General features: G+C 63.3%; 24 protein-coding genes. 13 read left to right on the top strand and 11 right to left on the bottom strand.

Annotation, left to right across the window (positions count from 1 at the left end; translation table 11 throughout):
- Positions 1-341: response regulator (locus MAXJ12_RS09525; RefSeq protein WP_008835616.1), on the bottom strand; the 341-nt coding region annotated here is incomplete at its 3' end.
- On the bottom strand, positions 328-855 hold the full coding sequence (locus MAXJ12_RS09530; protein ID WP_008835617.1) for a MarR family winged helix-turn-helix transcriptional regulator: 528 nt from the start codon (positions 853-855) through the stop codon (positions 328-330). The genes MAXJ12_RS09530 and MAXJ12_RS09525, both read right to left, overlap by 14 nt.
- A 244-nt stretch (positions 856-1099) precedes the next feature.
- On the opposite strand from MAXJ12_RS09530, the gene MAXJ12_RS09535 reads away from it, so the two are divergent.
- The 3 genes from MAXJ12_RS09535 to MAXJ12_RS09545 all read left to right on the top strand — a co-directional run bounded on the left by MAXJ12_RS09535 (position 1100) and on the right by MAXJ12_RS09545 (position 3175).
- Complete coding sequence (locus tag MAXJ12_RS09535) at positions 1100-1993, top strand: branched-chain amino acid aminotransferase (RefSeq protein ID WP_008835618.1); 894 nt, start codon at positions 1100-1102, stop codon at positions 1991-1993.
- A 142-nt stretch (positions 1994-2135) separates the two neighbouring features.
- Entirely contained in the window at positions 2136-2420 is a 285-nt protein-coding gene (locus tag MAXJ12_RS09540) for a hypothetical protein (RefSeq protein ID WP_008835619.1), read from the top strand.
- Positions 2421-2530: 110 nt separating this feature from the next.
- Positions 2531-3175, top strand: a complete 645-nt coding sequence (locus MAXJ12_RS09545) for an MBL fold metallo-hydrolase (RefSeq protein WP_008835620.1) — start codon at positions 2531-2533, stop codon at positions 3173-3175.
- A 53-nt stretch (positions 3176-3228) separates the two neighbouring features.
- Here MAXJ12_RS09545 and MAXJ12_RS09550 read toward each other — a convergent pair whose 3' ends face one another.
- From MAXJ12_RS09550 to MAXJ12_RS09560, 3 genes are all read right to left on the bottom strand, one after another.
- On the bottom strand, positions 3229-3663 hold the full coding sequence (locus MAXJ12_RS09550; protein ID WP_008835621.1) for a BA14K family protein: 435 nt from the start codon (positions 3661-3663) through the stop codon (positions 3229-3231).
- Positions 3664-3812: 149 nt separating this feature from the next.
- The gene (locus MAXJ12_RS09555) at positions 3813-4025 is read right to left on the bottom strand and encodes a cold-shock protein (RefSeq protein ID WP_008835622.1); all 213 of its coding nucleotides are present in this window, start codon (positions 4023-4025) and stop codon (positions 3813-3815) included.
- A 338-nt stretch (positions 4026-4363) separates the two neighbouring features.
- Positions 4364-4576 (bottom strand): cold-shock protein, encoded by a 213-nt coding sequence (locus MAXJ12_RS09560; RefSeq protein ID WP_008835623.1) that lies wholly within the window; start codon positions 4574-4576, stop codon positions 4364-4366.
- A gap of 374 nt (positions 4577-4950) precedes the next feature.
- On the opposite strand from MAXJ12_RS09560, the gene MAXJ12_RS09565 reads away from it, so the two are divergent.
- Positions 4951-5493: a Kazal-type serine protease inhibitor domain-containing protein gene (locus tag MAXJ12_RS09565; RefSeq protein ID WP_008835624.1), complete on the top strand. Its 543-nt coding sequence runs from the start codon at positions 4951-4953 to the stop codon at positions 5491-5493.
- 330 nt (positions 5494-5823) lie between these two features.
- On the opposite strand, the gene MAXJ12_RS09570 is transcribed toward MAXJ12_RS09565, so the two are convergent.
- On the bottom strand, positions 5824-6114 hold the full coding sequence (locus MAXJ12_RS09570; protein WP_139043844.1) for a hypothetical protein: 291 nt from the start codon (positions 6112-6114) through the stop codon (positions 5824-5826).
- A 343-nt stretch (positions 6115-6457) separates the two neighbouring features.
- Between MAXJ12_RS09570 and MAXJ12_RS37595 the strand changes: the two genes are divergently transcribed.
- Entirely contained in the window at positions 6458-6595 is a 138-nt protein-coding gene (locus MAXJ12_RS37595; protein WP_008835626.1) for a hypothetical protein, read from the top strand.
- Positions 6596-6643: 48 nt separating this feature from the next.
- On the opposite strand, the gene MAXJ12_RS09575 is transcribed toward MAXJ12_RS37595, so the two are convergent.
- The 4 genes from MAXJ12_RS09575 to uvrB all read right to left on the bottom strand — a co-directional run bounded on the left by MAXJ12_RS09575 (position 6644) and on the right by uvrB (position 11786).
- Complete coding sequence (locus MAXJ12_RS09575; protein ID WP_008835627.1) at positions 6644-7126, bottom strand: YegJ family protein; 483 nt, start codon at positions 7124-7126, stop codon at positions 6644-6646.
- 30 nt (positions 7127-7156) lie between these two features.
- Positions 7157-7360 carry a hypothetical protein gene (locus MAXJ12_RS09580; RefSeq protein ID WP_008835628.1) on the bottom strand — a complete coding sequence of 68 codons (204 nt, stop codon included), beginning with the start codon at positions 7358-7360 and terminating at the stop codon, positions 7157-7159.
- Positions 7361-7592: 232 nt separating this feature from the next.
- Positions 7593-8537: a calcium-binding protein gene (locus tag MAXJ12_RS09585; RefSeq protein WP_008835629.1), complete on the bottom strand. Its 945-nt coding sequence runs from the start codon at positions 8535-8537 to the stop codon at positions 7593-7595.
- Between the two features lie 204 nt (positions 8538-8741).
- Entirely contained in the window at positions 8742-11786 is a 3045-nt protein-coding gene (gene uvrB, locus MAXJ12_RS09590) for an excinuclease ABC subunit UvrB (RefSeq protein WP_008835630.1), read from the bottom strand.
- A gap of 233 nt (positions 11787-12019) precedes the next feature.
- Between uvrB and MAXJ12_RS09595 the strand changes: the two genes are divergently transcribed.
- From MAXJ12_RS09595 to MAXJ12_RS09615, 5 genes are all read left to right on the top strand, one after another.
- Complete coding sequence (locus tag MAXJ12_RS09595; protein WP_008835631.1) at positions 12020-12619, top strand: L,D-transpeptidase; 600 nt, start codon at positions 12020-12022, stop codon at positions 12617-12619.
- Positions 12620-12808: 189 nt separating this feature from the next.
- Entirely contained in the window at positions 12809-12955 is a 147-nt protein-coding gene (locus tag MAXJ12_RS38735) for a hypothetical protein (protein ID WP_008835632.1), read from the top strand.
- Positions 12956-13105: 150 nt separating this feature from the next.
- Positions 13106-13777: a hypothetical protein gene (locus tag MAXJ12_RS09605; protein ID WP_008835633.1), complete on the top strand. Its 672-nt coding sequence runs from the start codon at positions 13106-13108 to the stop codon at positions 13775-13777.
- Between the two features lie 81 nt (positions 13778-13858).
- Positions 13859-14446 (top strand): protein-S-isoprenylcysteine O-methyltransferase, encoded by a 588-nt coding sequence (locus tag MAXJ12_RS09610; RefSeq protein ID WP_008835634.1) that lies wholly within the window; start codon positions 13859-13861, stop codon positions 14444-14446.
- Positions 14447-14456: 10 nt separating this feature from the next.
- Positions 14457-15239 carry a hypothetical protein gene (locus MAXJ12_RS09615; RefSeq protein WP_040585567.1) on the top strand — a complete coding sequence of 261 codons (783 nt, stop codon included), beginning with the start codon at positions 14457-14459 and terminating at the stop codon, positions 15237-15239.
- 21 nt (positions 15240-15260) lie between these two features.
- On the opposite strand, the gene MAXJ12_RS09620 is transcribed toward MAXJ12_RS09615, so the two are convergent.
- Positions 15261-16466: an adenylate/guanylate cyclase domain-containing protein gene (locus MAXJ12_RS09620; RefSeq protein ID WP_008835636.1), complete on the bottom strand. Its 1206-nt coding sequence runs from the start codon at positions 16464-16466 to the stop codon at positions 15261-15263.
- Between the two features lie 209 nt (positions 16467-16675).
- On the opposite strand from MAXJ12_RS09620, the gene MAXJ12_RS38740 reads away from it, so the two are divergent.
- Genes MAXJ12_RS38740 through MAXJ12_RS09630 form a run of 3 tightly spaced genes read left to right on the top strand, consistent with a single transcriptional unit; the run spans position 16676 to position 20030 of the window.
- The gene (locus MAXJ12_RS38740) at positions 16676-17821 is read left to right on the top strand and encodes a TonB-dependent receptor plug domain-containing protein (protein WP_244421471.1); all 1146 of its coding nucleotides are present in this window, start codon (positions 16676-16678) and stop codon (positions 17819-17821) included.
- On the top strand, positions 17818-18816 hold the full coding sequence (locus MAXJ12_RS38745; protein ID WP_244421472.1) for a TonB-dependent receptor domain-containing protein: 999 nt from the start codon (positions 17818-17820) through the stop codon (positions 18814-18816). The genes MAXJ12_RS38740 and MAXJ12_RS38745 overlap by 4 nt, the downstream gene beginning before the upstream one ends.
- Positions 18816-20030, top strand: coding sequence for an MFS transporter (locus tag MAXJ12_RS09630; protein WP_040585569.1), 1215 nt, complete (start codon positions 18816-18818; stop codon positions 20028-20030). The genes MAXJ12_RS38745 and MAXJ12_RS09630 overlap by 1 nt, the downstream gene beginning before the upstream one ends.
- Positions 20031-20041: the final 11 nt, after the last annotated feature.

The raw sequence follows: 20041 nt of genomic DNA on the forward strand, positions 1-20041 counted from the left end.
TAGTCGTCGGCGCCGGCTTCCAGCCCGTCGATCCTGCTGTCCGTCTCAGACAGCGCCGTCAGCATCAGAATGGGAACGGACTTTTCCGCCCTCAGGGCCTTCGTCAGGTCCACGCCGTTCTCGCCCGGCATCATGACATCGACGATCAGCAGGTCGAAATCGAGGCCGGCAAGCTGGCGCCTGGCTTCGGCGGCATTGCCCGCTACGGTGATGCGAAAACCGTTTTCGGTCAGGTATTGTTTCAAGAGATTGCGGATGCGGGTATCGTCGTCGACGACGAGTAGATGCGGCGCGTCGTCGTCCGGCGCCGCCGAGTTATTGGCCAGTTCATTGCTTTCCATGGTCTTCCCCTGGCATGTTGCCCGGCAAATTGTCGATCTGGGCTCGCAATTCCGGGTTCACCATCGCCTTCAGAAATCGCTCGATTCCTTCGCGTTCGGTGGATGTAGAACTTTCCAATGCGGCACGGATGCGGCGCGACTGTGGCCGGGCCAGCGCCAACGCCAGCGTCCGGCCTCGCGCAGTGGGATACAGTTCGCGCTGACGCCTGTCGCGCGGACCCTGGACTTGCGTGACATGGCCGCTGTCGATCAGTTGCTTGAGCACGCGCGCCAGGCTCTGTTTGGTGATCTTCAGAACGTCGAGCAGTTCGGCGACCGTCAGGCCCGGCTTGCGGTTGACGAAATAGAGCACACGGTGATGGGCCCGCCCGAAACCATACTTTGCCAGAATTAGATCCGGGTCGGAGGTGAAGTCGCGATACGCGAAAAAGAACAGCTCGATGATGGCGAGATCGATGCCGTCCTCGCCGGAGAGGGCCGTCCTGATGGGTTTGGCGTTTGCGCTGTCTGCCATGGGTTTCCGAAGAGTTCTCGAATTTATGTCAGCCATGTTGACATATTTTTCCGCTGTTGGTAATTTTTGCCAAGGTTTTCGGCGGATTGCGAACGAAAAGGCGAGCTAGCGCGGGTTTTCCCGGAACTTCCTGAGTTTGCCTTGGCTTTTATATACGCCTACTCTTGTGACAGTGGCCGCTGCTGTAAAGCCGGCCGAAAATTGACAACAATGAAGTGCGGGCGCAGATCCGCGGGAGGTTATGATGGCATCCGTTCCTTTCGACCAGCTCGAAGGCTTCATCTGGATGAATGGCGAGTTCGTCAACTGGGCGGACGCCAAGATCCACGTTCTGACGCATGGCCTTCATTACGCCAGCGCCGTATTTGAAGGCGAACGCGCCTATGGCGGCGAGATCTTCAAGCTTACAGAGCACACAGAGCGCCTGCACGAATCGGCGCGCATCCTCGGCTTCAGGATTCCCTATTCGGTCGCCGAAATCGACGACGCCTGCCGCGAACTGCTCAAGAAGCAGGGCCTTCGCGACGCCTATGTGCGGCCGATCGCCTGGCGCGGCAGCGAGCAGATGGGCGTTTCGGCGCAGAACAGCCGCATCAACTGCGCCATAGCCATCTGGCAGTGGCCGAGCTATTTCGATCCGGCGCAGAAACTTAAGGGCATCCGGCTCGATATGGCTGAGTACCGCCGACCCGATCCGCGCACTGCTCCCGCGCACGCCAAGGCAGCAGGCCTCTACATGATCTGCACCCTGTCCAAACATGCCGCCGAGGCCAAGGGTTTTGCTGACGCCATGATGCTCGACTGGCGCGGCTATGTCGCCGAAGCCACCGGTGCGAATATCTTTTTCGTCAAGGATGGCAAAATCCATACGCCGGATCCGGATTGCTTCCTCAATGGCATCACGCGCAAGACGGTCGTCGATCTGGCACGGGCGCGTGGGTTTGAAGTGGTGGAGCGCATCATCAAGCCGGAAGAGCTTGAGGGCTTCGAGCAGTGCTTCCTCACCGGCACCGCCGCCGAAGTCACGCCCGTCTCGGAGATCGGGCCATACCGGTTCGAAGTCGGCGAGATCACCAAGACGCTGATGAACGACTATTCCGCAGCCGTTCAGCCCAACCACGCCATCGCCGCCGAATAGGCCGGCGCGCTCATGCTGTTTCCACGGGCGGCCTTCGGGCCGCCCGTTTCATTTGAGCCATAGGTCATTTGACTTTCGTATAATTCCGTTTCTGATGGACGCACCGACTCGCGGAGGTCGGCTATCGTTGGAGGGAAACTATATGGAAGCGCTTCTTCCGATCATCATACAGGCAGTAACCGGCGCTGTTGGCGGGCTCGGAGCAGGAGCCGCGCTGAAGCAGGCGGCGATGAGTACAGTGACCAAGGTGATTTCGGGTGCGGTCGGCGGTATTGGCGGTGGACAGATTCTCGCCAGCCTTCTGAGCGATCCCAGCATGACCGGCGCGCTGACCGGCCCGCTTGGAGATGCGGTAGGCGGGCTTGTCGGCGGCGGCGTGCTGACGGGGATCGTCGGCGCGGTGATGGGCGCGATGAACAAGCGCTAAGCGCCAGAGCATGTTTGCAAATCGGGCCGCCCGCTTTGTTTGACCAGCGGATACCGTGGACGCAGCGGCGTGCCTCGCCTAAATGAAGGCGAGCCAGCGAAAGGAAAGACATGGGTCAGTTGAATGCCGGCATCATTCCGGTCACGCCGTTCGAGCAGAACTGCACGATCCTGTTCGACACGGACAGCAAGCAGGGCGTCGTGGTCGATCCGGGCGGCGACGTCGACCGCATCCTGGCGGCGCTCGCCGACAACAACATTACCGTCACGGCGATCTGGCTGACCCATGGCCATATCGACCATGCCGGCGGCGCAATGGACCTGAAAGAAGCACTGGGCGTCGAGATCATTGGACCTCACGAAGCCGACAAGCCGCTGCTCGACAATCTCGAAAACCAGGCGAAGCGGTTCGGCCTGACAAGCGGGGGCGTTCGCAATTGCGTGCCTGACCGCTTCCTGAGCGAGGGCGAGAAAGTCACCTTTGACGGCCATGTCTTCGAGGTGCTGCATTGTCCAGGCCACGCGCCCGGCCACGTCGTCTACTACAACCGGGCAGCCAAATTCGCCCATGTCGGCGACGTGCTGTTTCGCGGCTCCGTCGGCCGCACCGATCTTCCAGGCGGCGATCACGCCAGCCTGATCGCCTCGATCAAGGAAAAGCTGCTGCCGCTCGGCGACGACATCGGCTTCATTTGCGGGCATGGGCCGGGCGGGCGGTTCGGCGAGGAAAGGCTGAGCAATCCGTTTCTGACATGACAAAGGCCGGATCGCGCATGCGGTCCGGCCTTTTCGTCCGTATTCAGCTGCGGTTATCCAGCGGTGCAGAAATGCCTGCGGCCGTCGTAACCGGTGAAGGTGCCGGTGCGGGCGTTGAAGCTGCGGTAGCGGTCTTCGCAGTAGCGGTACCATTCGGGCGTCCAGGGCTCCAGCGCACCGCCATAGCCGTGGTCGACAACGTATTCCCGGCGGACTGGATAGTAGCGGCGAGCCGAATAGTAGCGGCGATCGCGCGGATAATCGTAATCGTCATAGACGCGGTATTCGGGCCGCGAGGCGTTTGCGGCGCCGACTGCGAGCGCGCCGACGGCGAGGCCGAGGATGCCGGCAGCGACCAGATCGCCGCTAGATGAATGGTGGCGATGATGGCGGCGCCAGTTGTCGCCGGCATTGGCGGCGGGCAGGGCGGCGAAAGTGGTGGCGGCGACTGCGGCCGAGAGAATGGCGGTCTTGAGGATGCGGTTCATATCTGTCTCCTTCGCACCTGTCCCGACTGCGGTGGGCAGGCGTAAAAACCGGAAATACGCCCCGGCATCTGAACGCAGGCTGAACGCGACCTGACAGCCGCGCCGCAACCGTATTTCGCGGAAATGCGGCGCAATTCGGAACGGGCGCGTCAGCCGATCGACAGGTTGACTGCCTTCGGACCCTTGCCGCGCTTGTCGGGCTCCGTCTCGAACGTCACCTTCTGGCCATCCTCGAGGCCGGGCAGGCCCGACGCCTGGACGGCGGAGATATGCACGAAGACGTCCTTCTCGCCATCATCCGGCGTGATGAAGCCGAAGCCTTTGGCATGATTGAAGAATTTTACTGTGCCGGTCTGCGGCATGGGGAACTCCCTCCAAGCGTGGTCCATGTCCGGCGGTCGAAATCCGCGCGGTCCCGGACGTTTGCTGGAGGAGCAGAAACAGACTTGTCGCGCCGGGGCCCTGCCAAAACCCTCTCGTTTCGCGACCCACCCGAAGTCTTTCGCTGTCATACCCCGGGGCCGGCTATTCCAGTCTCCGGGCCGGCAAATGCCCGAAGTCAGAATTTGTCCTTCATTTTCGGGACAGGGGCAAGCAAATCTTTTGCGGGCGAAAACAGCGACTTCGCACCCGCGCCGCAACAAGCGGAAAGGCGCGGCGGACCGGCCGCCGCGCCTCGAAAATCCGTTTTACGCGAGGCTCAGGCCGCGCTGAGATTGACCGCCTTGGGGCCCTTGCCCATGCGGTCGGGCTCGACGTCGAAGGTGACCTTCTGGCCATCGACGAGCGTGCGCAGGCCGGAAGCCTCGATCGCCGAGATGTGGACGAACACGTCCTTGGCGCCGCCATCGGGCGTGATGAAGCCGAAGCCTTTGGTGGCGTTGAAGAATTTAACGGTTCCGCTCTGGGACATGGGAGAACTCCTTCACCCGTTTCGTTGGTCTGCTTCCTGCCGTACCGCCGCGCCTCGGTGGCAGGCTCCTCTCAGTGCTTGGCGGTCGTGCATTCGCGCAACGTCGAACCCCCCGCCAAAAGAAGGGGTCGTCAGATATTCACAGTGTCGGGGAAAGGTTTCGTCCAAAACGGTCCAGTCTCCGGGTCAGCAAATGCCCGAACACAGAATTTATCGCACGGAAATACATTCCAGGCAAGATGCGGCCCGCATGCGTTGCATGCGATGGTTTCCGAATTGAAACACATCCTGAAGCGGACAGGGATTGCATTCGTACGCGGAATCGGAAGGATCGCAGCCGAGGGGCGGCGGACGGGACCGGAGGAGAGCGATCAATGATTTCCAGAGCAGTCTTTTGGCGCGGCGCATTGCTGGCGCTGGTGATGGCGGTGGCCGCCGCCTGCACGGTGGTGGTCGACGAGCCGGGGCCCGGACCACGCCCACTGCCGCCGGGGCCGGAATTCTGCACCCGCGAATACGACCCGGTGTGCGGGCGGCGAGGGCCGGACCGGCAGACCTTCGCCAATGCCTGCCTGGCCGACCAGGCCGGCTACCGCGTCGTCGACCGCGGCCAGTGCCGGCGCGACCCGCGCCCGCAACCCGACGCCTGCACCCGCGAATACGATCCGGTGTGCGGACGGCGCGGCGCGGAGCGGCGGACCTTCTCCAATTCCTGCCTCGCCGACCGGGCCGGCTACCGCATCATCAGCGAGGGCGAATGCCGCCGCGGCGGCGGAGGGAGCGAGGAGCCGCGCTTCTGCACCCGCGAGTACCGGCCGGTCTGCGCGACGAGGCGCGGCAATGTGCGGACCTTCGGCAATTCCTGCGAGGCGCTGGCGGCCGACTACCGGATCGTCGATCCGAACGGACCGTGCTGAGAGGCATGGTCTCTCTTTCCTTCTCCCCTTGTGGGAGAAGGTGGCCGACCCTGAGCTTGCCGAAGGGGAGGTCGGATGAGGGGTGTTGCGTGGAGCGCCACAGTTCTTGATTGATCGCATCGTGCACTCCACCTTCTCCGCCTCATTTCTTCCAACACCCCTCATCCGTCTTGGCGCTTCGCGCCAATCCACCTTGTCCGGCCGGGTCCCCGGTGCTTCGCACCGTCCCGGCGTTCGCCGGCCTTTCACCGTGCCACCGGCACGATGAATTCGCGTTCCGCGAACCGGCTGCTCACCCCACAAGGGGAGAAGGGAGCGCGCCGGCGCGTTTCATCCGGGCGTCCCGGCTGCCGACCTGCTGCGCTTTTTCCCGCTTGGCGCCTGCGGGTCCGGTCCAAAGGCCTGCACGAGACGGGCGTGGATCGCCGCGCGGGAGGCTTCGGTGCGAAAGGCCGAAAGCGCGATCCCGACGAGCATATCGTCCAATCGCCTCCCGAGCGCCTCGGGCCATAGCGGCGCGCACTCCGGTTCGATGCTACTGGCCTGACACAGGCCGGCGCGGCGGCAGGCATGGTTCGGGCATTCGGCGTGGAAGCCTTCGCCCCAGGCGAGCAGTTGCACCGCCGTCAGCACCTCCGGGCACGGCGACTGCCCGGGTGCGTACAGGTCGATCAGTGCGGATTATGCGGGAGGGGCAGGATGTGTGAACAAAAGGGGGTGAGGAAAATTTTGGGCTGGGTGTTATGCCATTGATCCGCAATGGATCTTTTTTCGGTAGGGCCGGAATGAGTGTGGATTCTATCCACATGGACATGCGACCGGCGCGAGGCTCGCCCCCTCCACCGCCTTCGGCGGTCCCCCTCCCCCGTAAACGGGGGAGGATCAGCGTTGCTGACGGCCGCTGCGTTGGTTCCTCCCCTGCGAAGCGGGGGAGGGGGACCATGCGAAGCATGGTGGAGGGGGCGTGGTCCGGAGTTCCGGCTCAGAACTCGAAACCCGCCTGTCCGCCGTCCTTTTCCTTCGGGGCTTTCTTGAAGCCGCCAGCATCGATGACCGGCAGGCGTGGGACTTCGCGGAAATCGAGAATGCCTTCTTCCCGTGAGGGACGGGGGAGAACGAGGCTTGCCGCAACGCTGGCGGTCCCCGTTCTTCAGGGCTCGCCGAATTGCAGCCCGAGCTGGTCCGCCTCTTCTTTTGGAAGTCGCGGCAGGATCACTTTTATTGTTTCGCCGCCGATGATCTTGTCGCCGCGCATGAACATCCAGTCGGAGACATATTCCTTTTCAACAGACATTTCCTGGCCAAGCTGAACATTCGAAACCGACTGCGGGTCGTTGTCGATGTTGCAGATCGCCTTGCTCGCAGCGCCGACGACCGGCCCGCACCAGAAGTGCTCAACCTCGTCGCCGTGCGTAATCTGGATCTTGACGGAAAATCGTTGCTCGCCTTCGCCTGGATTGGACAGATGCTGCCAGAAATAGGGGAGAGTGCTCCTCGCCTTGTCGATCGCTGCATTCATCTCGGGATCGTCAGTTTCGACCGATACGACCTGGTCTTCGGCCAAACTGATATGCACCGAGCACAGCAGGCTCAAGCCGAGGATGATCGATCTGGCGATTGAATGGGATGCCATCTTAATCTCAGTCATTCGATTGGCGTTCTTTCACCGGCAAACCGCAATAGCAAGCCCCAGCGTCCGCTTTCCGGCGGCCGAGTCCGCCTCGATCTGATGATCCCAGAGTTCCGCTCGGATCATCCGCTCGAGCTGCTCCAGTTCGTCCGCGGACCGTGTCTGGTTGAAAGAGTGGATGTCACTGATATCAAGCTTTCCCATAGAGACGCTGATACCATAGGCGGGCACGACCAAGCTAGCTCAACGCCCTGGCCGGCCGATCTTCTTCGACCGCCGCTTCTGCTTGCGCGCGTCGGACGGATCCTCGTAGGAGCCGATGCCGACGCGCTCGCGGCGTGGTTCGACAGGCTCACCATGAGCGGCGTCGAGTTGTGGCGGAGTGGCGTTGGCGCCGCCCCGGCCCTTCGGGCCTCTTCTCCCCGTATCCTTTGACAAGCTCAGAACGGGGAGAAGGTAAGGAGCCGCTTCACAGCACGAAGTCGTCGGCGATCATGTAGTGGTCGCCGCTGAGGGCGAGCTGGAATTCGGGGGTGGAATCGCTGTCGGTGTTGCCCGAGATGATCGTGTCGCTGCCGGAAAAGGTATAGCGGAGCTGGCCCGCGCCGGTGAACGCGCCGCCGCCGACGAAGCGGAAGGCCTGGTTGCCGGAGTAGTTGACGTTGGCGTCGATGTCGGCGAGGTCGATGAAATCGATATCCTCCTGGAAATCGGTGATGCGGTCGCGGCTGGGGGGCGTGCTTTCGGACGCGGCGGCGAAGACGAATGCGTCGTAGCCGCTGCCGCCGGTCATCACGTCGGCGCCGTAGCCGCCATGCAGGTCGTCATTGCCGCTGCCGCCGCTGAGCCGGTCGTTGCCGACGCCGCCGAGCAGCTTGTCGTTGCCGCCGCCGCCGGTGAGCGAGTCGGCATAGCGCGAGCCGAACAGGGTGTCGGCATAGGCGGTGCCGACGACGCTCTTGGCGCCCGAATTGGAGAACACGAAATCCTCGGCCAGCAACTCGCCGATGGAAACGTCGTCGACGGTGAGATAGTGGCTGTAGCCGTTGTAGAACGCGTTCAGCGAAGCGCTGCCGGTGGAATCGGTGTACATGAGCGCGCGCAACTGGCTGATGTCGCTGACGCCCCAGGCAGAGACGTCGATGCGGTCGACGTCGAAGGTGAAGTCGCCGATCCAGTCGGTGCTGGAGCCGGTCGAGCGGGCGCTCATGATGAACCAGTCGGCGCCCGTGCCGCCCCACAGATTGTTGACGCCCGTGCCGCCGAGAATGTCGTCGTCGCCGGAGCCGCCGAAGATCAGGTCGTTGCCGGCGCGGCCGTTTATGTAGTCATGGCCGCCATAGCCGTAGATCGTGTCGCCGTAGGCGGTGCCGTAGATGCTCTCGGAATAATTGGTTCCGTGGATGGTGGCCATGGGGTCTCTCCTTCACTGTGGCCGCGATGATGCGCGCAGGGCGCTGAACGGCGCGATAATGCGCCGTTCATCTGGCGTTCAGGATGGTTAATGAGGGCGGGAGAGGCGAGCAACTGGGGCACCCCCTCACCAAGTTCGCCGAACCGCTCGGCTTCGCTCGCGGGGCGAACTATCCTCTCCCGCAAGGGGAGAGGTAGGTTGGCGCTAGTTGCCCGGGCGGCCGGTCTTGCCGGGGCGGCGTTTCTGGCGGCGGGCGTCGGCGGGATCTTCGTAGGAGCCGGCGCCGGGACGGGCACGGATGAGGGGTTTTGCGTCCCGCGCTTCATCGGCGACCCCACCCTGGCCGCCTTCAGCGGCCGACCCTCCCCTCAAGGGGGAGGGAGGCGTCCCGCCGGCGGGCTTTTCGGTGCGGCGGACCGTCATTTCGTCGAGGCTGTTCTTGCGGAACAGAGATTTACCGTCGTCCGGCATGCCATAGTCGGAGCCGTGGGCTTCAGCGACGGTCTGTTTCTTGAAAAGCGAGCGCGGGACGGCATTGGCCGGAACGGCATGGTCGCCCGACGTGCCCATCTCGTCGAGATGCGGTTTGGCGAAGAGGGAGGGCTTCTTTTCGCTCACGCTGTCGCCGCTGCGCGGCTCGCTCCGCGGGGGCGCGCCATAAGGCGCGGCCGCCGGTCGGCGGCTCGGGCTTCGCCCGTTATCATCGACCGCCCGGTGCACGGCGCGGCCCTTGTTGTGCTTGCCCTTTTCGCGGCCGGAGACCGGGCTTTCGGTTTCGGCGTATTTGGCGAGCGGGTCGTCGGAGACGGCGAGCTCCATTTCGGTCAGACGCTTGATCTCGTCGCGCAGGCGGGCCGCTTCCTCGAAGTTCAGATCGGCGGCGGCGTCGCGCATCTTCTTTTGCAGATGCTCCAGGTGCGCCTTGAGATTGTTGCCCATCAGCGCGCCCTCGGAGGTGAAATCCGAGATGTCGGCGCGGACGTGGTCCTTCTCGTAGACCGAGTCGAGGATGTCGGAAATGCGCGACTTGACCGATTCAGGCGTGATGCCGTTGGCTTCGTTCCAGGCGAGCTGCTTTTCGCGGCGGCGGTTGGTCTCGGCCATCGCCCGCTCCATCGAGCCGGTGACGTTGTCGGCGTAGAGGATGACCTTGCCGTCGACGTTGCGTGCGGCGCGGCCAATCGTTTGTATCAACGACGTCTCTGAACGCAAAAAACCTTCCTTGTCGGCGTCGAGGATGGCGACGAAGCCGCATTCGGGGATGTCGAGGCCCTCACGCAAAAGGTTGATGCCGACAAGAACGTCGAACGCGCCGAGGCGCAGATCGCGCAGAATCTCGATGCGTTCCAGCGTGTCGATGTCGGAGTGCATGTAGCGCACGCGGATGCCCTGCTCGTGCAGGTATTCGGTGAGGTCCTCGGCCATGCGCTTGGTGAGCACGGTGCAGAGCGTGCGGTAGCCCTTGGCCGTGGTCTCGCGGATCTCGCCGACGACGTCGTCGACCTGGGTTTTTGCCGGGCGGACCTCGACCGGCGGGTCGATCAGGCCGGTGGGGCGGATGACCTGCTCGGCGAAGACGCCGCCGGCCTGCTCCATCTCCCAACCGCCGGGCGTGGCGGAAACGGCGATGGAAAGCGGGCGCATGGCGTCCCACTCCTCGAAGCGCAGCGGCCGGTTGTCCATGCAGGAGGGGAGTCGAAAACCGTACTCGGCCAACGTCGCCTTGCGGCGGAAGTCGCCGCGATACATGGCGCCGATCTGCGGGACGGTGACGTGGCTCTCGTCGACGAAGACAAGCGCGTTGTCGGGGATGTATTCGAACAAAGTCGGCGGCGGATCGCCGGGGCGGCGGCCGGTGAGGTAGCGCGAATAATTCTCGATGCCGGCGCAGGAGCCGGTGGCCTCCAGCATTTCGAGGTCGAAGCGGCAGCGCTGCTCCAGCCGCTGGGCTTCGAGCAGGCGGCCGGCGCGTTCGAGTTCGGCGAGGCGGAGTTTTAGCTCTTCCTTGATCGACTTGATCGCCTGGTTGAGCGTCGGGCGCGGCGTGACGTAGTGCGAGTTCGCGTAGATCTTCACGCTCTTCAGGTCGCCGGTCTTCTGGCCGGTGAGCGGGTCGAACTCGGTGATCGACTCGATCTCGTCGCCGAACATGGAAATGCGCCAGGCCGAGTCTTCAAGGTGGGCGGGAAAGATCTCGATCGTGTCGCCGCGCACGCGGAAGGAGCCGCGGGTGAAATCCATGTCGCGGCGCTTGTATTGCTGGGCGACGAGGTCGGCGAGGAGCTGGCGCTGGTCGAGGCGGTCGCCGACTTCCATCTGGAAGGTCATGGCGGTGTAGGTCTCGACCGAGCCGATACCGTATATGCAGGAGACGGAGGCGACGATGATCACGTCGTCGCGCTCCAGCAGCGAGCGCGTCGCCGAGTGGCGCATGCGGTCGATCTGCTCGTTGATCGACGATTCCTTCTCGATGAAGGTGTCGGTGCGCGGCACGTAGGCTTCGGGCTGGTAGTAGTCGTAATAGGAGACGAAATACTCGACCGCGTTCTCCGGGAAGAACTTCTTGAATTCGGAATAGAGCTGCGCGGCGAGCGTCTTGTTGGGCGCGAGGATGAGGGCCGGGCGCTGCGTCTCCTCGATCACCTTGGCCATGGTGAAGGTTTTTCCCGAGCCGGTGACGCCGAGCAGCACCTGGGTGCGGTCGTTTTCGTTGATGCCGGAGACGAGGTCGCGGATCGCCTGCGGCTGGTCGCCCGCCGGCTCGAAATCCGAGACCATCTTTATCGCAACGCCGCCTTCGGACTTTTCCGGGCGGGCTGGGCGGTGCGGCACCCAGAGTTCGCCGTTCTTGTGCAGCGGGTTGCCGGATTCGATCAGCGCCGAGAGCGCGGCGACCGTGGCGGTGACGCCGCCGGACGACATCTGCTCGGCGTCTTCCAGTGAAATGTCCAGGCCGGCGACGGGATTGAGGCCGGCGGCGGCGCGTTCCTTGGCGGTTGCCGCGCCGCCCATCGAGGTGCCGCGCGCGGTCTTGCTCGGGGCGGCGGAGCGCTCGGGGATTTTCTTGGAGGGCTTGCGCTGGGGTGAGGGGCGGCGCTCCGCCTCGCGCGAAATCTCCTCGGCCCAATCCGAGATCGAGCCGCCGAGCGGCGCGCCGGCAAATTCTGCCTGCGGCGCCTCGGCGAAGCCGAAGCGATTGTCCTGGTCCGCCGCCGCGGGCGGGTTCTTCTTTTCAGGGGATTTGGCCATGCGCCGAATATGGGAAGAATCGCCGGAAATGGAAAGGGTGGCGCATCGGCAAAGGCCGCCGCGCGAATCACATACTGACAGAAGGGTGTCAGGAAGAGATGCAGGAGCCGATGCATCGCCGACACAGCAGGCGCAGGAAAGGTCGATCGAGCGACGGCGAGGCTTGGCCCGACGGGATTTGAAGTGCTAAGAGAGGCCAATATGGCGGGGCCGATATTCCTGAGCGGGCAAAAATGAAAAATGAAAAGATTACGCGCCGAGGGCTGATTGTAGGCGGTCTGGCGCTGATGACCTCCGGATGCATGTCGACGATACAGGATGTGGTCCAGCCGATCCCGATTGCTCTTTCGGCGGACACCTATCGGGTGGATCCCCGCTATCGGCGGCAGCGCGTGCGCTATGATGGCGGCGAGGCGCCTGGAACGATCGTCGTCAATACGTCGGAATATTACCTCTATTCCGTTGAGGAGGGCGGCTGGGCGACGCGCTACGGCGTCGGCGTCGGCGAGCAGGGCCTCACGCTCAAGGGCAATGCGAGGATCGGACATAAGGCGGTCTGGCCTTCCTGGACGCCTACCGCCAACATGATGCGGCGCAAACCGCGCCTGGTGCAGTATGCGGGCGGAGTGCCCGGCGGACCGGATAACCCGCTCGGGGCGCGCGCCCTTTATCTCTACCGCGGCGGGCGCGACACCATGTTCCGGATACATGGCACGAACGAGCCCTGGTCGATCGGCACGTCGGTTTCGAGCGGGTGCATCCGCTTGACGAATGACGACATCGTCGACCTCTACGAGCGCACCCCGGTGGGAACCTCAGTGCTGGTCGTCTGAATATTACAGCGATGCTACATTCCGTGATGGAACCGGCCCGTAACATTTCCGTTAGGCATATCGGCAACTAGCCTCAACTGTGTCTTTCCTGCACTAGGCTAAGGGCTGGTTCGCGTCTAACCTTTACGAACCACTATGTGGTATTTGCCTGAGACTACCTATTCCGCCTTCGGGGAAAGGACCGATTTAATGAGCAGACTTCTAGTTACCGCAGTTTCCATCTTTGCCGTCGCCAGTCTGAGCGGCTGCGCAAACATGGATATCGGCAAAGGGAAGGGGAAGGCTCCGCCGCCTGTCATCGTCGAAGAGCCGGCGCCGGCGCCTGTGTACAAGTAATACCGGCTTCGGCCGGTAGTGGGAAAGGGCCGCTGGCCCTTTCCCACGAATCAGCAATCCGGATCGGGCGACTCTTCGGCTCGGTCGTGAGGTTAGCAGTGGCGGGCAGGATCCGCGTTTGATCTGCGCTCCTCGGAGTTCGGGAATGATATGACGCTTGTAAGCGGCCGTTCAGTGTTTGTGGCCCTGCTCGCGCTCGCGGTGGCGTCATGCCAATCGCAATCGCAGGTTAAACCTGAAGTGAAGTTCACGTCCGATGAACGGACCTTGGCGGCTGCCGGGGCGCCGACGCGTGCGGTTAATTCGATAAAAGGACAGTATTTCATCGAGTTCCGCTCCCGCTATGCCTATACATACGGGCATTCCTTCGTGATTTTCGGGCGCATGAGCGAATCGGGAAAGATGCTCAATCCCCAAGTCGCCGGCCTCGCTCCGAAGTCCGACGATCCCAATATCTATATGCTCGGCCATCTCGCGCCGGTGCCGGCCTCCACTGGATGGACCGACGGCGATCTGGAAATCCAGTACCGATCGGCGAGCTGGACAGTTCCGCTTTCCGAGCCCGAATACAGGAAGGTCGTGGCATATATACGCAAACTGCAGGGTAGCTCGCCGCTCTGGCACGCGTCGCTCTACAATTGCAACGCCTTCGTTGCCGATATCGCCAAGTTCATGGGCTACAAGACGCCCGGCATCTGGCTTATGCCGCGAGATTTCATCACCAAGCTTCGACAGATGAATGGCGGGCCGAATGCAATCGGCTATACCGGCCCTCCGGGAGTTGGAGAAGGAAACGCGCCTCCTGCAACGGCCGCCCGCTAGGAGATCGAGGATGTCCGAGGCGGCCGCGCCTCCCCCGAAGACGTCCATACCGCCGAAAGGGGCCGGTGAGTTAAATTGAGCATGGTAGCAAGTTCAGTCGGCGAGATCGTATGGGTGCTCGGGATCGTCGGCTGGTACGTGATTCGATATCCCTTCGAGCGACGGGCCAAACGCGTACGGGTGGTAACCAATCGCCGCTCGCCGTCCGAAATCGTCGGGCTTGTCTCGGCCCTCTTCGGGCTGGCGATCCTGCCCGGCTTCTATGTCGCGACCGGAACTCCGGAGGCAGCCGACTATCCGGCGAGATGGTGGGCGGTCGCACTTGGGGCGATCATTTTCGCCTCGGCGCTGTGGGTCTTTCGCAGATCGCACAAGGAACTCGGCCGGAACTGGTCGATCACGCTTGAGATCCGCGAGAGGCACGCGCTGGTCAGTGGCGGACCATACGCCCTGGTCCGGCACCCCATGTACACTTCTTTCATGCTGATGGGCCTCGGCCAGGCATTTCTGCTGTCGAACTGGGTCGCAGGCCTGGCGGGGCTTATCGGTTTCGCAGTCCTTTTTTTCCTGCGAGTGGACAAGGAAGAGCGTATGATGCTGGAGAATTTCGGCCCGCAATATCGGGCCTATATGGAGAGGACCAAAAGAATAATCCCTTATCTTTACTAGAGGTCCTGTCATGCGAGGCCGAGCACTAAAGATTTCGGCGCCCCGACGCCTTGTCGGCGACCTGATGCGATTTTCGATCGGAGTGCCGCGGGTCACCGTGCAGCGTCGTATGAATCTCGCGCCGCTCGTGGCAGCCAGAATGGCGCAGCAGCCCAAACCCTCCTGGAGTGCGATCTTCGTGAAGGGATACGCGCTTCTCGCCCGGGAAACGCCCGAGTTCCGGCGTGCCTACGTCAAGCTTCCCTGGCCGCAATTCTACGAATACCCGGTGAGCGTCGCCTCGATCGCCCATGAGCGCGAATATGAGGGCGAGCGGGCCGTGCTGCTGAGCCGAATCAAAGGGCCGGAGCGCTGCTCCATCGCCGAACTGCATGCATCGATTCACGCGGCACGGTCACGTCCGGTGATGGAGATCAAGGAGTTCCGGCGCGCCTTGAAGATGGCCCGCGTGCCGACGCCGATCCGCAGGGCGCTGATGTGGCTCGGGCTGAACATTGCCCGGCAGAGGCCGAACTATTTCGGCACGTTCCAGTTCTCCGTCTATTCGGGACTTGGGGCAGAATCCCTCAACCCGCTCACGCCGCTGACCACACTGCTCAATTACGGGCCGATCGGCGAGGACGGATCGGTCACCGTCCGCATCCTTTACGACCACCGTGTGATGGATGGCGCCAATGTCGCGCGCGCGCTCCACAGGTTCGAAGAGATACTGAACGGAGAGATCGCCGACGAGGTGATGCAATTCAGCCAGGACTCTGCCGTTCCTGTAAGGCAGGAGCGCGCCAGCGGCTGACGATTCGGCCGGCGGTTCTTGTCAGGATTGCCGTGCCGCCGCCGCGCCAATCTCTGCGGGCGGTGCGTATATTTGCCGGGAGCCGGTCAGGCCCTTCAGCTCGAAAGTCCCGAGGGAGTCCGCCGGCAGGCCGGAGGCGGCGGCGAAATCATCGGAGAGAAGGACCGGACGGCCGAGATCACGGCAGAGCCCTTCGATCCGCGCCGCGAGGTTGACCGCCGGGCCGATGACGGTGAAATCGAGCCGGCTCTCGCCGCCGATATTGCCGTACATCACATCGCCGATGTGCAGAGCGATGCCGTGCTCTATCCGCGGCTCGCCGGTGCCGGCGCGTTCGGCGTTGTATGCGGCGATCGCTTCCCGTGCATTGTCAGCCGCGGCGAGCGCGCGGGCGCAGACCGGGGCCGGATCCTCGTCGAGGATGGGAAAAATACCCAAAAGCGCATCGCCGACGAATTTCAGCACCTCGCCGCCGCCTGCGTCGAGTGCCGCGCACATGCGGCCGAAATAGGCGTTGAGAAGCTCGATCAGGGCGTCGCGCGGCAGCCTTTCGGAAAGGCTGGTGAAGCCGCGAAGATCGCAGAGCCAGATGACGGCGCGAATGGTTTCGCCCATGCCGCGCTTGATCGCCCCTTCCAATACCCTCGCGCCGGCCTGGCGGCCGATGTAGGTATCGAGCAGGGTTCGCGCGGTCAGGCGGAGCGCCTGAACCTCGAGATTGACCGCGACTCCCGGCGTCATCACCTCCAGCAGCTCCATTTCCTCGTCGGTGAAGCCGCCCGGGCGCCTGGTCGCGACGGTCAGAAGCTTGGACGTTCCGTCTGAAAAGGGAATGCTCAGCGCGACATAATCGGTCATGCCGTCGCGGCGAAGATCGGCGAGGATGCCGTACTCGCCTTCGCGCGGCGGCGCAGTAGGGTCGCAGCGCACCGAACCGCCGCCGCTATACACCGTCTTAACCGGGCTGTTCTCCAGCACCGGCACGGATTCCGCTGTGAGGCGGAAGAACCGATCGGACACGCCTTTGCCCAGTTCCCAGCGCGCGCTGTAGGAATGGACCTGCGGGTGCAGGATCGGCACGCCGGTGGTGAGCCGCGCCACCTCTATACCGTGGGCGAGGAACTGTTCGGCAAGCGCGGCGAGGAATGCCTTCGGATCGCTGATCCGCCTGGCGTCGGTCAGGAGCCAGTGCATGAGCGGGTAGTCGAGGGCGAAGCGCAGAGCCATGCGGGGGAGCGTAGAACCCGGCAAAGGCCGCGGCAAGGAGTACCGGGGGCTCGGTTCGGCGAGGAGACTGGAATTGATTGGAGCCACTTGGCCGACCGGCGTCTTGCCGCGTGGATGCTTCCGTCGCGCCCGAAAAATAACTTGACTCAAACAGTCAGATTTGTGAACCCGCCTATCGCGAACAAGGCAGACCGCGAGCGGAGAGAATTATGGGGACGCAGACGATAACGGGCCGGTGGGGGTTGATCCTGCTGGGGAGCGCCGCGGTGCTGGCCGCGACTCACGAGGCTTTCGCCCAGGATGAACGCGGCGTGACAGTGCTCGAACAAATAAGCGTCGAGGCCGAGAGCGACGACATCCTGGTGCAGGACGGCTATGTCGCCAAGACGGACCGGATCGGCACCAAGGTCGATACGCCGATCGTCGAGATCCCCCAAGCGATTTCGGTGGTGACGCAGGACCAGATCGAGGACCAGAAGCCGCGGACGCTGAACGAGGCGCTCACCTATACGGCGAGCGCCAACCCGAACACGTTCGGCTTCGACACGCGCTACGATGCGTTCTTCCTGCGGGGTTTCCCGGCTCACTACAACGGCATGTTCCGCGACGGGCTGCGCCAGTACAACGGCCCATCGGCCTGGTTCAAGACCGAGCCTTATGGCATAGAAGGCATCACCATACTGAAGGGCCCGGCCTCGTCGCTCTACGGCATCAGCGGTCCCGGCGGCATCGTCAACCTCGTCACCAAGCGGCCGAAGGAAGAGCGGTTCCGGGAAGTGGAGGTGCTCGGCGGCCTCCATGATCGCGCGCAGATCGGCGTCGACTTCTCCGGTCCGGTCAATGACGAAGCGACGATGCTTTATCGGTTTACCGGGCTCGGGCGGCTCTCCAATACCGAACTGCCGGGCTATCCGGACGACAAGCTCTATCTGGCGCCGGCTTTCACCATCAAGCCGGACGAGGACACGAAGCTGACGATCCTCGGTGAATATTCGCATTCGGTCACGGGCGGTACGGCCGCGTTCTACAACCCGGCCTACGGCGTCGCCTCCGACCTCTACGAGGGCGATCCGGCCTACAACGACTTCACCAACGATCAGGGCCGCATCGGCTACGAGTTCGAGCACCGGTTCAACGAACTGTTCACGCTGCGCCAGAACCTGCGCTACTCGGCGGTCGATGCCGATCTGGAATACAGCTACCACTATCCTGTTGCTGGCGTACCGGACTTGCAGAGGGGCTACGGCTACTACGTCGAGGATATGCAGAATTTTGTCGTCGACACGATGGGACAATTCGAGTTCGAGACCGGAATCGCCCAGCACACGGCCGTGGCCGCATTGACTACGCGTTGACCGACTACAGCGCCTATTCCGCGACCTTCTATCCGACCGTCGACGATGCGCGTGCGGGAGACCCACCCTTCGCCGGCAGCCAGAGCGCGAACCAGGTGGGAATCTACCTTCACGATCAGATAGAAATCGACGACCTTACGCTCTTCGCCAGCGGCCGCTACGACTGGGTCGACACCGACTCGGTCGACACCGCCTTCGTTGAGACCAACCAGAAGGACGAGGCATTCTCCTATCGGCTCGGCGCCTCCTACCGGACCGAATGGGGCATCATCCCATATGCCAACTACTCGACTTCGTTCTCGCCGAACATTGGTCTCGTCTATGACGACCCGTCCAACCCGGCGGACCTTGGCCGCGCCGCACGCCCAACCATCGCGACGCAGATGGAAGCCGGCATAAAGTACGAGATCCCGGACACGAATGCCGTAGTCAGCGCCGCAGTCTTCGATATCGATCAGGAGGACGGCGTCGTCTTCGACACCTCGACCGGGGTCAACCGCCAGCGCCAGCTTGACCTGAACTCGCGCGGCTTCGAACTGGAGGCGAATGCCTCCTTCGACAACGGCTTCAGCCTGATCGCATCCTACACACATCTGCGCGTCAAAATTGAAAAGGGAGCGGACATCGACATCGGAAACGGTCCGCAGAGCACCGACGGCAAAGAGCTTTCCGCCACGCCGAACGACATCTTCTCGCTCTGGGGTCACTACAACTTCGAGAGCGGCGCCCTGGAAGGGCTCGGGATCGGCGCCGGCGTGCGCTATGTCGGCACCAGCTTCGGCGACGACCTGAACACTTTCGAGAACGAGGACCGGGTCTTCGTCGACGCGGCTCTGTCCTACGATTTCGGCAGAAAGAATCCGAACCTCGAAGGACTCATGCTGCAGGTCAACGCCAAGAACCTGTTCGACGAGAGGAAGCAGAACTGCTCGGCAGGCTACTGCTACTTCGACGAGGGCCTCAACGCGACCGCCAGCCTGCGGTATCGGTTCTGATGCACGCTCCAGCCCCCAAGCCGGCGTCGTCGCCGCTCGCAATCGTTATGGCGATCGGCGGCCTCTACGTCGCGCAGAGCGTGATCGGCGGCATTACCTGGCACGGCCTGCCGGCGGTGATGCGCGCCGAGGGTTTGCCGCTCGACCAGATCGGCCTCGTCTCGCTGATCGTCCTGCCATGGGCGCTGAAATTCCTGTGGTCGCCGGCGGTAGAACGCTTCCGGCTGCCGCTCGTGGGGCCTAACCGGACCGGAACGATTGTCGTCGCGGGCGGCCTCGTCTCGATCGCGGGGATGTTGGTCGCCGGCCTGATCGGCCCGGCCGCTCTGATGCCGATGCTGGCCTGCCTGACGGTGGTCGCCTTTGCCACGTCGACGGTCGACATCGCTTGCGACGGTTTTGCGGTGCAGAGCCTTGCCAAGGAAAACCACGGCTGGGGCAACGCCGCGCAGGTGGGCGGCGCGTATCTCGGCGCGGCGATCGGCGCGGGGCTGTTCCTGGTGCTCGTCGATGCGTCCGGCTGGCTGATCGCGGTCTGGAGCATGGCGCTGCTGTTGTTGCTGCTTGGGCTGCCCTTCCTGTTCGGGGCGGTCTCCCGCATGCCGAACGAGACGCGGGAGCATGTGCCCTCGCTGATGGCGGCGCTCAGGCGGCCGGAGATACGCCGCGGCCTGACGGCGGCGGCGATCTACGTTATCGCGCAGAAGGCGAGCATGGCGATGCTCGGGCCGTTCCTGATCGATGCGGGTCTCGACCTGGCGACGGTGGGGGTCGTCAATGGCGTCGGCAGCATGTTCATCGGCGTCGCCGCCGCCCTTGCCGGCGGGGCGCTCGTCAAATCATTGGGCGTGCGCAACATACTGGTGCTGGCCCTGTTGCTGCAGGCGGCGGCGCTGTTCTTCTTCTCGGCCTTCGATTTTTCAGGCGGCTTCCCGAAATGGGCGCTGATAGCCATCGCGGTCGCCAGTTCGTCCGGGGTGATGGCGCTCGGATTCGTGGCGCTCTACGCGCAGTTCATGCGCTGGTCGGATCCGAGGCAGGCGGGGGGGGGCTTCACGCTCTTCCAGTGCATGGACGCGCTGGTGAGCATGGCGGGCGGGATCCTCGCCGGCTACGCGGCGGAGCATTTCGGCTACGGCATCTTCTTTGCCGGGGCGGGCGTCATAGCGCTCATGGCGGCGCCGGCGATTGCGATGGTGTCCGACCGGCGCTGAGCGCCGGTCGG

This window comes from Mesorhizobium alhagi CCNWXJ12-2, from assembly GCF_000236565.1.
In the GTDB taxonomy this organism is placed as follows: domain Bacteria; phylum Pseudomonadota; class Alphaproteobacteria; order Rhizobiales; family Rhizobiaceae; genus Allomesorhizobium; species Allomesorhizobium alhagi.

Bases quoted from the DNA above. Each gene is read 5' to 3' on its own strand.
- MAXJ12_RS09530 (WP_008835617.1), bottom strand. From the start codon at position 855: ATGGCAGACAGCGCAAACGCCAAACCCATCAGGACGGCCCTCTCCGGC.
- MAXJ12_RS09535 (WP_008835618.1), top strand. From the start codon at position 1,100: ATGGCATCCGTTCCTTTCGACCAGCTCGAAGGCTTCATCTGGATGAAT.
- MAXJ12_RS09540 (WP_008835619.1), top strand. From the start codon at position 2,136: ATGGAAGCGCTTCTTCCGATCATCATACAGGCAGTAACCGGCGCTGTT.
- MAXJ12_RS09545 (WP_008835620.1), top strand. From the start codon at position 2,531: ATGGGTCAGTTGAATGCCGGCATCATTCCGGTCACGCCGTTCGAGCAG.
- MAXJ12_RS09550 (WP_008835621.1), bottom strand. From the start codon at position 3,663: ATGAACCGCATCCTCAAGACCGCCATTCTCTCGGCCGCAGTCGCCGCC.
- MAXJ12_RS09555 (WP_008835622.1), bottom strand. From the start codon at position 4,025: ATGCCGCAGACCGGCACAGTAAAATTCTTCAATCATGCCAAAGGCTTC.
- MAXJ12_RS09560 (WP_008835623.1), bottom strand. From the start codon at position 4,576: ATGTCCCAGAGCGGAACCGTTAAATTCTTCAACGCCACCAAAGGCTTC.
- MAXJ12_RS09565 (WP_008835624.1), top strand. From the start codon at position 4,951: ATGATTTCCAGAGCAGTCTTTTGGCGCGGCGCATTGCTGGCGCTGGTG.
- MAXJ12_RS09575 (WP_008835627.1), bottom strand. From the start codon at position 7,126: ATGGCATCCCATTCAATCGCCAGATCGATCATCCTCGGCTTGAGCCTG.
- MAXJ12_RS09585 (WP_008835629.1), bottom strand. From the start codon at position 8,537: ATGGCCACCATCCACGGAACCAATTATTCCGAGAGCATCTACGGCACC.
- uvrB (WP_008835630.1), bottom strand. From the start codon at position 11,786: ATGGCCAAATCCCCTGAAAAGAAGAACCCGCCCGCGGCGGCGGACCAG.
- MAXJ12_RS09595 (WP_008835631.1), top strand. From the start codon at position 12,020: ATGAAAAATGAAAAGATTACGCGCCGAGGGCTGATTGTAGGCGGTCTG.
- MAXJ12_RS38735 (WP_008835632.1), top strand. From the start codon at position 12,809: ATGAGCAGACTTCTAGTTACCGCAGTTTCCATCTTTGCCGTCGCCAGT.
- MAXJ12_RS09605 (WP_008835633.1), top strand. From the start codon at position 13,106: ATGACGCTTGTAAGCGGCCGTTCAGTGTTTGTGGCCCTGCTCGCGCTC.
- MAXJ12_RS09610 (WP_008835634.1), top strand. From the start codon at position 13,859: ATGGTAGCAAGTTCAGTCGGCGAGATCGTATGGGTGCTCGGGATCGTC.
- MAXJ12_RS09615 (WP_040585567.1), top strand. From the start codon at position 14,457: ATGCGAGGCCGAGCACTAAAGATTTCGGCGCCCCGACGCCTTGTCGGC.
- MAXJ12_RS09620 (WP_008835636.1), bottom strand. From the start codon at position 16,466: ATGGCTCTGCGCTTCGCCCTCGACTACCCGCTCATGCACTGGCTCCTG.
- MAXJ12_RS38740 (WP_244421471.1), top strand. From the start codon at position 16,676: ATGGGGACGCAGACGATAACGGGCCGGTGGGGGTTGATCCTGCTGGGG.
- MAXJ12_RS09630 (WP_040585569.1), top strand. From the start codon at position 18,816: ATGCACGCTCCAGCCCCCAAGCCGGCGTCGTCGCCGCTCGCAATCGTT.